Source organism: Luteimonas aestuarii, assembly GCF_004357985.1.
GTDB classification, from domain to species: domain Bacteria; phylum Pseudomonadota; class Gammaproteobacteria; order Xanthomonadales; family Xanthomonadaceae; genus Luteimonas; species Luteimonas aestuarii.
This window is the reverse complement of sequence record NZ_SMTF01000028.1, coordinates 1-10655: the sequence shown is the minus strand read 5'-3', so window position 1 is coordinate 10655 and position 10655 is coordinate 1. Positions and strand designations below refer to the sequence as shown.

Genomic DNA, 10655 nt, shown 5'->3' with positions numbered 1-10655 from the left:
CCTTCGCTGTTGCCCTTCGCTGTTGCCCTTCGCTGTTGCCCTTCGCTGTTGCCCTTCGCTGTTGCCCTTCGCTGTTGCCCTTCGCTGTTGCCCTTCGCTTCGGCTTTTCAGCCCCCTCCTCCGTTTACGGGGGAGGGTTGGGGTGGGGGCGCTCTTCGGCCAACGCAGACGCAATCGCCTCGCATACACCGAAGGGATTTGCCAGCACGTCGTGGTTCCAGAATCGCAACACGCGAAAGCCTTGCCGCCGCAGGAACGCGTCGCGGGTGGAGTCGGCCGAGCAAGCGTCGTGCTGTCCACCGTCCACCTCGACAATGAGCTTCTCCGCCACGCAGGCGAAGTCGGCGATGTAGGGACCGACCGGAAACTGTCGCCGGAACCTGAACCCTCCGAGTTGCCGCATCCGCAGATGCCTCCAGAGGGCACGCTCGACATCGGTCATGTTCCGGCGCAAGTCGCGCGCACGGTCGCGCTTCTGGGTTTCGCGCATCCTTGCGCTCCGACGGAAGATGCCGACATCTTCGACTCCGGCGTGTCGCAGGTCCATCAGGGATATCTTTCGAGAGCTGTGGGAAAACACCGTAGCGACCTGCTTGCCCCCACCCCAGCCCTCCCTCGCGACGCAGGGGAGGGAGCGAAGCATGCGCCTGCCCTCGCTACTGCCCTCGCCCCTCCCCCGTCTACGGGGGAGGGCTGGGGTGGGGGCACACCGAAGCGACCACAGCCACAACGCAACAGGCCGCCCTGAGGCGGCCTGCTACGACAAGCAACGTCGAACGCGATCAGCCGTTCAAACGCTTCGCGATGGCCGCACCCAAATCGCCGGGCGACTTCACCGTGGTCACGCCCGCCTTTTCCAGCGCGGCGAACTTGCCCTCGGCCGTGCCCGAACCGCCCGATGCGATCGCGCCGGCGTGGCCCATGCGCTTGCCCTTCGGCGCCGACGCGCCGGCGATGAAGCCCACCACCGGCTTGGTCACGTGCCTGGCGATGTACTCGGCCGCTTCCTCTTCGGCGCTGCCGCCGATCTCGCCCACCAGGATGATGCCCTCGGTCTGCGGATCGTCCTGGAAAAGCTTCAGCGCGTCGATGAAGTTGGTGCCGTTGATCGGGTCGCCGCCGATACCAATGCACGTCGACTGGCCCAGCCCGGCGTCGGTCGTCTGCTTCACCGCTTCGTAGGTCAGCGTGCCCGAACGCGACACGATGCCGACCTTGCCCGGCTGGTGGATGTGGCCCGGCATGATGCCGATCTTGCACTCGCCCGGCGTGATCACGCCCGGGCAGTTGGGGCCGACCAGCACCACGTCGTCGTAGCCCTTCAGCGTGTTCTTGACGCGCAGCATGTCCAGCACCGGGATGCCCTCGGTGATGCATACGATGACCTTGATGCCGGCATCGGCCGCCTCGAGGATCGCGTCGGCCGCGAACGGCGGCGGCACGTAGATCACCGATGCATCGGCGCCGGTCTGCGCAACGGCATCGCGCACCGTGTTGAAGACCGGCAGGCCCAGGTGCTGGGTGCCGCCCTTGCCTGGGGTCACGCCGCCGACGACCTGGGTGCCGTAGTCGAGCATCTGCTCGGCGTGGAAGGTGCCCTGCTGGCCGGTGAAGCCCTGCACGATCACCTTGGTGTTCCTGTTGACCAAAACGCTCATCTGTTTCGTTTCCTGTAGGGCGGGCCCTGGCCCGCCGTCTTGAAAATCTGGACGTCCGTGATGGCGGGCCTGGGCCCGCCCTACGGCGATATCGGGATCAGGCGGCCTGCTTCACGGCCTCGACGGCCTTCCTGGCGCCATCGTTGATGTCGTCGGCGGCGATGATGGCCAGGCCGCTTTCCTTCAGCAGCTTCTTGCCTTCCTCCACCTTCGTGCCCTCGAGGCGCACGATCACCGGCACCTTGACGCCCACGTCCTTGACCGCGGCGATGATGCCCTCGGCGATCACGTCGTTGCGCACGATGCCGCCGAAGATGTTGACGAAGATCGCCTTCACCTTGTCGCTCGACAGGATCAGCTTGAACGCCTCGGTCACGCGCTCCTTGGTCGCGCCGCCGCCCACGTCGAGGAAGTTCGCCGGCTCGCCGCCGTTGAGCTTGATCACGTCCATCGTCGCCATCGCCAGGCCCGCGCCGTTGACCATGCAGCCGATGTTGCCGTCCATGGTCACGTAGTTCAGGTCGTGCTGGCTGGCGGCCACTTCGGTCTCGTCTTCCTGGCGGATGTCGCGCATGGCCACCAGGTCGGCGTGTCGGAACGAGGCGTTGTCGTCGGAATTGACCTTGCCATCCAGCACGGCGAGGTTGCCGTTGGTCAGCACCGCCAGCGGATTGAGTTCCACCAGCGCCAGGTCCTTCTCGTTGAACAGCTTGAACAGGCCCAGCATGATCTTGCCCAGCTGGCCGGTCTGCTTGGCGTCGAGGCCCAGCGCAAAACCCATTTCGCGGGTCTGGTACGGCTGCAGCCCCTGCACGTAGTTCACGTTGAGCGTCTGGATCTTCTCCGGCGTCTCGGCGGCCACCTGCTCGATGTCCACGCCGCCCTCGCTGGAGGCGATGAAGGTGATCGACTGCGTGCCGCGGTCCACCAGCACGGACAGGTAGAGTTCCTTGTCGATGTCGGTGCCTTCCGAGATCAGCACCGAGTCGATCGGCAGCGCCACGCCGGCCGACTGGTAGGTCTCCATCTTCGTGCCCAGCATCGCCTTGGCGTACTCGCGCACTTCGTCCAGCGTCTTCGCCAGCTTGACGCCGCCGGCCTTGCCGCGGCCGCCGGCGTGGATCTGCGCCTTCACCACCCAGAGGTCGCCCGGGATGGCCTTGGCCGCATCGACGGCCTCTTCGGGGGAGCGCGCGACGCGCCCGGCGGGGACGGCAATGCCGTAGTCGGCAAACAGTTGCTTCGCCTGGTACTCGTGGAAATTCATGTGGGGTCCTGCGGAGGAAGGAATGGCGTTGCGCCCGGCCGGCTCCCGATCCCCGACCGGCGGCACGCAGCCCCTTATTCTCGCCGATGCGCCGCCCCCGGGCAAAACCGCACGCAATGGCCCCACGCCTACCGTGCCCGTGGCTGGCCGCAAATGGCGACCGCTTGCGTACCCTCGCCGCCCTTGCGCACGCCCGCCTATACTCCGGCAACCCCCACAGACCTGCATCCCTTGGCCGAGCCCGACGTCCTGGACGCCAACACCAGCCGGGCATTGCAGCGCGAGCTGTACCTGTTCGCGCTGTACCGCGTATTCGAGGCGGCCGTGCTGGCCCTCGTGGTGTTCAGCCCGGTCGGGGCACTGATCGGCGACCTGCGTGCACCGCTGCTGGCCCAGGTCACCACCTGCGTCTACCTGTTGCTGTCGATCTACCTGCTGGCGCGCAAGCGCAGGCCGGGCGCCAACCCCACCACCCTGGTGCTGGCTGCCGTCGCCATCGACATCCTGGTGGCCACGCTCGCCAGCCACGCCCTGCCCACGGCACGCGCCGGCATCGCCCTGATGCTGCTGTTCAACCTGGCGGCCTCGGCCCTGTTCGTCAGCCGCAACGCCGGCCTGGGCATCGCCGCCGCCGCGTCGCTGGCGCTGCTGGCCGAATTCACCTGGAACAACTTCTCCAGCGGCGGCGACCAGCGTCCCCTGGCCGAAGTGATGATGTATTCGGTCGCGTTTTTCTCGGTGGCTGCACTCGCACATACCCTGGGCAAGCAGATGCGCGCCTCGTTCGCCCTGGCCGACAAGCGCGGCGCCGAGGCCGCCAACCTCGCCGAGATCAACGAACTGATCATCCGCCGCATGCGCACCGGCGTGCTGCTGGTCGATGGCCAGCACGAAGTGCGCCTGGCCAACGAAGCCGCCATGGCCCTGCTGCGCGACGACGACGACATCTCGCCCCAGGGCGTGCACGGCCGGCCACTGTCGCAACTGGCCCCCGGACTGGCGCTGCGCCATGCCCAATGGCTGCGCGACGGCAAGGCCGACGAAACCACGCTGGTCTACGGCCCCGAACAGATCGAGGTGCTGCCGCGCTTCGTCCGCCTGCTGGGACACGGCAACGCCACCCTGGTGTTCCTCGACGACACCTCGATGCTGTCGCGCCGCGCCGAATCCATCACCCTGGCCGCCATGGGCCGCTTCTCCGCCAGCCTGGCGCACGAGATCCGCAACCCGCTGGCCGCGATCAACTACGCCACCCAACTGCTGGAGGAATCCAGCGACCTGTCCACCAGCGACCGTCGCCTGCTGCAGATCATCCACCAGCAGTGCATGCGCACCAACGGCATCGTCGAAAGCGTGCTGGGCCTGGCCCGGCGCGAGCGCGCGCAGCCCGAGCACATCGACCTCGTGCCGTTCGTGCACAACTTCATCGACGACTACAAGATGGTGACCGCCGAGGACAACGCCAAGCTGCAGCTCACCGGCGGCCTCGGCACCCTGCCCGCGGTGTTCGACCAGCGCCACCTGCAGCAGGTCTTCACCGCCCTGGTGAACAACGCCGTGCGCTACGGCCGCATGCCCGGCGAGATCGCGCGCATCACCATCCACCTCGAACACGGCGAACACGGCCCCGTGATCAGCATCAGCGACCGCGGCCCCGGCATCCCGGACGCCGTGGTGCCGCAACTGTTCCGCCCGTTCTTCACCACCTCCGACAACGGCACCGGCCTGGGCCTGTACATCGCCAACGAACTCTGCCGCGGCAACGAAGCCGAACTGCGTTACGTCTCCATGCCCGGCGGCGGCGCCTGCTTCCGCATCGAACTGCCGGGGCAGCAGGCCTTGTTGAAGCAGTAGGCCTTCTTGAAGCAGTAGGCCATCACCCCTGCCCCGCGCTCCGCGCCCCTCCCCACCCCGCAAGCGGGAGAGGGTAAATGACAGCGCATCACACCTCGGCCCTTCTCCCGCTTGCGGGACATCGCGCCCTTCACGGGTGGAAGGTGCCCGAAGGGTGGATGAGGGCCGGAGCCTCGACATGCCCCCACCCTCACCTCCAACCCTCTCCCGCAAGCGGAAGACGGGAATGCACCAACCCCACCGTGCACCGCCCCTCCCCCCGCTCCCCTCGTCCAAAAGGTCAAAAACTGTCAATATTGGTCACCAGCATGGCCCCCGCCATGCCGGAAAACCTGCACACCGTCCCTGTTCCGGCCCCTTATATGACCGACCAACGCAGCGCCCTGATCGTCGATGACGAGCACGACATCCGTGAGCTCCTCGTCCTCACCCTCGGGCGCATGGGCCTGCGCACCGACACCGCCCCCAACCTCACCGCCGCGCGGCAGATGCTGGGCACGGTGGCCTACGACCTGTGCCTGACCGACATGCGCCTGCCCGACGGTTCCGGGCTTGAACTGGTCAGCGAGATCAGCACCCGCTTCCCCACCACGCCGGTCGCGGTCATCACCGCCTACGGCAACGTCGAAGCCGCGGTGGAAGCCCTCAAGGCCGGCGCGTTCGATTTCGTCAGCAAGCCGGTCGACATCAACGTGCTGCGCGGCCTGGTCAAGCAGGCGCTGGACCTCAACACCAAGCGCCTCAGCCAGCCCGAAGACACCGGCCGCCTGCTGGGTACCTCGATGCCCATGGTCAGCCTGCGCCAGACCATCGGCAAGGTGGCGCGCAGCCAGGCGCCGGTGCACATCAGCGGCGAGTCCGGCACCGGCAAGGAACTGGTCGCGCGCACCATCCACGCGCAGGGTTCGCGCGCGGGCGGCCCCTTCATTCCCGTCAACTGCGGCGCCATTCCGTCCGAGCTCATGGAAAGCGAGTTCTTCGGCCACAAGAAGGGCAGCTTCACCGGCGCCACCAGCGACAAGGCCGGCCTGTTCCAGGCCGCCGATGGCGGCACCCTGTTCCTCGACGAAGTCGCCGAGCTGCCCCTGCCCATGCAGGTCAAGCTGCTGCGCGCCATCCAGGAAAAAAGCGTGCGCGCCGTGGGCGGCAACGCCGAAGTGCCGGTGGACGTGCGCCTCCTGTCGGCCACCCACAAGGACCTGGGCCAGCTGGTCAACGAGAACAAGTTCCGCCACGACCTGTACTACCGCATCAATGTCATCGGCCTGCACGTGCCGCCGCTGCGCGAACGCAACGGCGACCTGCCCATCCTGTCGGCGGCCATCCTCGAACGCCTGGCCCACGCCATGCAGATCCCCACGCCGGAACTCGCGCCAGATGCCGTCGAGGCGCTGCGCGCCTATGGCTTCCCCGGAAACGTGCGCGAGCTGGAGAACATCCTCGAACGCGCCCTGGCCATGGCCGACGGCACCCGCATCCACGCCGACGACCTGCACCTGCCCAACGGCAGCGGCAATGGCAACGGCCACCACGGCGTGGTCAGCGCCCCCGCGGCCGTCGCCCCCGGCAGCGCACCACCGCCCGCCGTCGACCCGCGCACGCTCAGCCCGTTCGAGACCAGCAGCAGCGCCCTGCCCTCGTACATCGAGGACATCGAACGCAAGGCCATCGAACAGGCCCTGCAGGAACACCGCTACAACAAGACCAAGACCGCCGCCGCCCTGGGCATCACCTTCCGCGCGCTGCGCTACAAGCTGAAGAAGCTGGGCATCGACTGACCCCTTCGTCGTACCGGGCTTGTCCGGCCACTTCGGCCACTGGCTCGAACCGTGCAGCACGGTCCACCCTACGCAGGCGGAGCCCGTCCGTTCCACCTGTCCAGCCTCTGCCGCAACATGCGCAGCCGCTGCTGCAACACCGCCTGCGGCAGCGTCATCGACAGGGCAGCCATGCACCGCTGCAACCGCTCCGGCCGGCTCCGCAGCGAGTCGAGCGCGCGCCGCATGTCCTCCACCGCCGCATCGCCATACGCCTGCGCCGCCTTGTCCAGCGCCGGATGCAGTTTCCGCGGCGGCAAATCCATCATCGCAAGGTCGATGGCATCGCGCGAGAACACACTGTCGTCGCGCCAACGGTCCGCATTGGCCAACAGCTTGCTGGCCGCAAGATCCAGCTCCGAAAGCGTACTGACGCCGCACACCTTGTCCCGCCGCCCCGGCGCTACCAGCGCAATGCGCGCCTCGCGCACGATCTCGAACTTCACCGCCACGCCCTCCACCAGCAACGACGTGCGTATACCGTACTGATCCACACGCACCTCGCGCGCCAGCCCCACCGGCGATGCGCCGTCGCGCAACAACGCATCGATGCCCGTTGCGCCCGACAGCCACGAGCGCAGTCGACGATAGCCCTCCGGGTCAGCCACCAGGAAGTCCATGTCCACGGACTCACGATACTCACCGTAGCGCAGCGCAATGGCCGTATCGCCGCCGAACAGGCAACCCAAGGCCCGCAACTTCACGCCATCCATGGCCTCCAGCACGCGGCCGATACGCCGGTGGTGCGCGCGTTCAAACACGCAACACCTCCGAGCCGAACACGTCACGCAGTGCCGCAATCAGGTTCCGCTCGCGCGCATCCAGCGCTGCCGGCTGCACATGCCGCCAGTTGCGTTCGTACACGCCCAACGCCTCGCGCGGTGACAGTTCCGTGGCATCGTCGGCCACCTGCCAGGCCAATTGCCGCAACTGCGGGTAGTCCTGCAGCCGGATGCGCAAGGGCAGTCCATCGCCTGCCGCCGCCGCGACGTCCGTCGCTTCCGCCTGCGCAGGCAGCAGATCCACCACCAGTCCCAGCACCTGGGCCGCCGCCAGCAGCGAGCCCCACGCCACGCCAGGCTCGCCGGCCTCCAGCCGATGCCACGTGATCCGCGACACCCCTGCCGCCTCGGCCGCGGCCGTCGCACTCACCCCGCGCGCCTTGCGACAAGTCCGTAGCGCCTGCCCTAGGCGCCTCGCCTCGCCTGCTGCCGACAATGCACCTGCATGCGTACCCATGATCAGACCCCAAGGACAACAAATTGCGCCTGATCATATACAAATCGCACAAATTATCAATGATATGAAACATTTTCTGATCAGTTCGCAACGAAGCTCAGGGGCAAGCCAGCCAGTATCCGCCCCGGCAGCGCACCACCGCCCGCCGCCGACCCGCGCACGCTCAGCCCGTTCGAGACCAGCAGCAGCGCCCTGCCCTCGTACATCGAGGACATCGAGCGCAAGGCCATCGAACAGGCCCTGCAGGAAAACCGCTACAACAAGACCAAGACCGCCGCCGCACTGGGCATCACCTTCCGCGCCTTGCGGTACAAGCTGAAAAAGCTTGGCATCGACTGAGGCCGCCGCGTCGCGGCACCGCCCGTGAAGGAGCGCGCTATCGGCGCGAACGGGAACCGAACCCCATCGCAACCCTGTCGCGGGCATGGCCCGCTCCTACAAGACACGCGCCCCGTAGGAGCGCCCCATGGGCGCGAACGGGAACCGAACCCCATTGCAACCCGGTCGCGGGCATGGCCCGCTCCTACAAGACACGCGCCCCCGTAGGAGCGCCCCATGGGCGCGACCGGGAACCGAACTGCGTCGCAACCCATCGCGGGCATGGCCCGCTCCTACAGGGATGCGCGACGCGGGTGAGCACCTCAGGCGAGTGCCCCGCCCCTCACGCGACCACCCCATCGCCGGTGCTACCGTCGGGGCTCGCGTATTCGACAGGACGTTCCCTGCCAGCCGCGCACGGGAGAACGCCCATGCCCCGCACCCCGCTCCACGGACCGGCCCCCGCCGCGTCCACCCCGATTGCCGCCCCGGGCACGGTGCAGGAGATCGCACGCCCGCAGGTCACGCACGGGGACCCGCCGGAACCGGGTCGCGGCACGATCGGCAACGACTTCGACCGCATCACCGCCTACCTCGGCCGCGAGTACGCATCGATGAAGCGCGGCAACGACATCACCCTGGCGCAACTGCTGGGCAAGCTGCACGTCGCCACGCGTGACAACCGCAGCCTGCGCAACGACGCCGCGCCGTTGATGGCACTCATCGCCGCCGACATCCGCGCCGCGAAGGACTTCCCCGTCCCCGGCGTGCCCATCAATCCGCACCGCTCGATGCGGACGTGGCGACAGCGCTACAACGGGCTCGAAATCTACCTCACGAAACCCGCGTGATACGCCCCATGCCGGCACCAAGCGGATGCCCGGCTGTTCGACGGCAACCCTCCGCAAACCGGGCCACCGACGATGATGCATGACTTCCTTGCTTACAACCGCAGCGAGCTGATCGCACGCTGCCATGCCAAGGTGCTGCTGCGCGCCGCCGGTACGCGTACCGCCGTGGGCAGCAACCACGCCCACGGCATCAGCGTGTTCATCGACCAGCTGATCGCCACCCTGCGCGCCGAACACATGCCCGGCGCGCCGCATCCACCGGCACCCGACGCGCCGGTACTGCCCGACATGGGCGAGTCGGCCACCCTGCATGGCCGCGAACTGATGCGCAGCGGCTTTACCGTCGAGGAAGTGGTGCACGACTATGGCGACCTCTGCCAGGCCATTTCCGACCTGGCCGTGGAACGCGACGAACCCATCGCCGTGCACGAGTTCCGCATCCTCAACCGCTGCCTGGACGAAGCCATCGCCCGCGCGGTCACCGAGCACGGGCTCCAGCACGACATGGCCGTCGCCGCCGACCAGATGGGGGCCAACACCCTGCGCCTGGGCATGCTGGCCCACGAACTGCGCAACCAGCTGTGCACCGCCACGGTGGCGCTGTCGATCATCAAACTGGGCAACGTGGGCGTGTCCGGCGCCACCGGCAAGGTGCTCGAGCGCGCCCTCGGCGGCCTGGCACATCTGATCGACCGCTCGCTGGCCGAAGCGCGGGCCACCGCCGGCACGCCCGTGCACCGCACCCTGCTGCCGCTGGCGGAATTCATCTATGAGGCCCGCCTCATCGCTTCGCTGGGCGCTGCGCAGACCGGCAGCCGCCTGCGTGTGCCCGATATCGCCCCCACCCTGGCCATCCGCGCCGATCGCGACCTGATGCAAGCCGCCCTGGGCAACCTGCTGCAAAACGCGGTCAAGTTCTCGCCGCCCGGCGCGCAAATCACGCTGAGTGCGCGCGCCGCCGGCGATCGCATCCTGATCGAAGTCCAGGACCAGTGCGGCGGCCTGCCCGAGGGGGCCGTCGAACGGATCGGCGCGCCGTTCATCCAGATGGGCCAGGACCGCAGCGGCCTGGGACTCGGTTTGGCCATCGTCAAGCGCAGCGTCGAAGCCAACCAGGGTTTGCTGCGCGTACGCGACCTGCCGGGTCAGGGCTGCGTATTCACCATCGACCTGCCGCGCCACCGCACCACGCGGCCCGCGCTTGTCGCGCAATAAACGTCCAACACCACCCTCACGCCAGCGGCACGCTGGCGTCACCATCCGGCTGCCATGCTCCACCTGCGATGACTCATCGCAACAGGAGTACTGAAATGGACAACAAGACCCCACAGCAGGACCAGAAGAAGTCCCCGACCGATACCGACCACAAGGGACCGCAGACCGAGCAGCAGCGCAAGGACGCCGCCGCGAACGACAAGTCTGCAGACAAGGATCAGGCGCACAAGAAGTAAGACGTGCCCGGTAGTGACAGGAAGGGCCGCGCGCAAGCGTGGCCCTTTTCGTTGTGGCCGGCGCGCACGAGCGCCGCTGCAACGGACAATCACCCCATCGCGGGCATGGCCCGCTCCTACAAAACACGCGCCCCCGTAGGAGCATCCTTGGGCGCGAACGGGAACCAAACAACATCGCAACCCAATCGCGGCCAAGGCCG

The 10655-nt window shown here is 67.6% G+C and carries 10 protein-coding genes and 1 pseudogene; 6 read left to right on the top strand and 5 right to left on the bottom strand.

Going from position 1 to position 10655, the window contains the following annotated elements:
* Positions 1 to 124 precede the first annotated feature (124 nt).
* The 3 genes from E2F46_RS17215 to sucC form a co-directional block, all read right to left on the bottom strand.
* Positions 125 to 490 (bottom strand): endonuclease domain-containing protein, encoded by a 366-nt coding sequence (locus tag E2F46_RS17215; protein ID WP_133323815.1) that lies wholly within the window; start codon positions 488 to 490, stop codon positions 125 to 127.
* Between the two features lie 292 nt (positions 491 to 782).
* Positions 783 to 1658, bottom strand: a complete 876-nt coding sequence (gene sucD / locus E2F46_RS17210; RefSeq protein WP_133323814.1) for a succinate--CoA ligase subunit alpha — start codon at positions 1656 to 1658, stop codon at positions 783 to 785.
* A gap of 97 nt (positions 1659 to 1755) precedes the next feature.
* Positions 1756 to 2925: an ADP-forming succinate--CoA ligase subunit beta gene (sucC, locus tag E2F46_RS17205; RefSeq protein WP_133323813.1), complete on the bottom strand. Its 1170-nt coding sequence runs from the start codon at positions 2923 to 2925 to the stop codon at positions 1756 to 1758.
* Positions 2926 to 3156: 231 nt separating this feature from the next.
* Here sucC and E2F46_RS17200 point away from each other — a divergent pair, with 231 nt between their 5' ends.
* A complete protein-coding gene (locus tag E2F46_RS17200) occupies positions 3157 to 4779 on the top strand; it encodes a sensor histidine kinase (RefSeq protein ID WP_243720501.1) in 1623 nt (540 codons plus the stop codon).
* A gap of 362 nt (positions 4780 to 5141) precedes the next feature.
* Positions 5142 to 6557, top strand: a complete 1416-nt coding sequence (locus E2F46_RS17195) for a sigma-54-dependent transcriptional regulator (RefSeq protein ID WP_133323811.1) — start codon at positions 5142 to 5144, stop codon at positions 6555 to 6557.
* A gap of 68 nt (positions 6558 to 6625) precedes the next feature.
* Here the strand turns inward: E2F46_RS17195 and E2F46_RS17190 are convergent, their stop codons facing one another.
* Together E2F46_RS17190 and E2F46_RS17185 are read right to left on the bottom strand one after the other, a co-directional pair.
* Positions 6626 to 7357: a nucleotidyl transferase AbiEii/AbiGii toxin family protein gene (locus tag E2F46_RS17190; RefSeq protein WP_133323810.1), complete on the bottom strand. Its 732-nt coding sequence runs from the start codon at positions 7355 to 7357 to the stop codon at positions 6626 to 6628.
* Positions 7350 to 7835 carry a helix-turn-helix domain-containing protein gene (locus E2F46_RS17185; protein WP_133323809.1) on the bottom strand — a complete coding sequence of 162 codons (486 nt, stop codon included), beginning with the start codon at positions 7833 to 7835 and terminating at the stop codon, positions 7350 to 7352. Before E2F46_RS17185 ends, E2F46_RS17190 begins: the two co-directional genes overlap by 8 nt.
* A 144-nt stretch (positions 7836 to 7979) precedes the next feature.
* Here E2F46_RS17185 and E2F46_RS17180 point away from each other — a divergent pair.
* The 4 genes and pseudogenes from E2F46_RS17180 to E2F46_RS17540 all read left to right on the top strand — a co-directional run.
* Positions 7980 to 8174, top strand: a pseudogene (locus tag E2F46_RS17180) (helix-turn-helix domain-containing protein); the annotation flags it as partial.
* Positions 8175 to 8584: 410 nt separating this feature from the next.
* Positions 8585 to 9004: a hypothetical protein gene (locus tag E2F46_RS17175; protein WP_133323808.1), complete on the top strand. Its 420-nt coding sequence runs from the start codon at positions 8585 to 8587 to the stop codon at positions 9002 to 9004.
* Positions 9005 to 9076: 72 nt separating this feature from the next.
* Positions 9077 to 10219: a sensor histidine kinase gene (locus E2F46_RS17170; protein WP_207949632.1), complete on the top strand. Its 1143-nt coding sequence runs from the start codon at positions 9077 to 9079 to the stop codon at positions 10217 to 10219.
* 95 nt (positions 10220 to 10314) lie between these two features.
* Positions 10315 to 10455 carry a hypothetical protein gene (locus E2F46_RS17540; RefSeq protein ID WP_165967513.1) on the top strand — a complete coding sequence of 47 codons (141 nt, stop codon included), beginning with the start codon at positions 10315 to 10317 and terminating at the stop codon, positions 10453 to 10455.
* Positions 10456 to 10655 lie beyond the last annotated feature (200 nt).

Coding starts and splice junctions, on each gene's coding strand:
- E2F46_RS17175 (WP_133323808.1), top strand. CDS start 8,585: ATGCCCCGCACCCCGCTCCACGGACCGGCCCCCGCCGCGTCCACCCCG.
- E2F46_RS17170 (WP_207949632.1), top strand. CDS start 9,077: ATGATGCATGACTTCCTTGCTTACAACCGCAGCGAGCTGATCGCACGC.
- E2F46_RS17540 (WP_165967513.1), top strand. CDS start 10,315: ATGGACAACAAGACCCCACAGCAGGACCAGAAGAAGTCCCCGACCGAT.
- E2F46_RS17215 (WP_133323815.1), bottom strand. CDS start 490: ATGCGCGAAACCCAGAAGCGCGACCGTGCGCGCGACTTGCGCCGGAAC.
- sucC (WP_133323813.1), bottom strand. CDS start 2,925: ATGAATTTCCACGAGTACCAGGCGAAGCAACTGTTTGCCGACTACGGC.
- E2F46_RS17185 (WP_133323809.1), bottom strand. CDS start 7,835: ATGGGTACGCATGCAGGTGCATTGTCGGCAGCAGGCGAGGCGAGGCGC.
- E2F46_RS17195 (WP_133323811.1), top strand. CDS start 5,142: ATGACCGACCAACGCAGCGCCCTGATCGTCGATGACGAGCACGACATC.
- sucD (WP_133323814.1), bottom strand. CDS start 1,658: ATGAGCGTTTTGGTCAACAGGAACACCAAGGTGATCGTGCAGGGCTTC.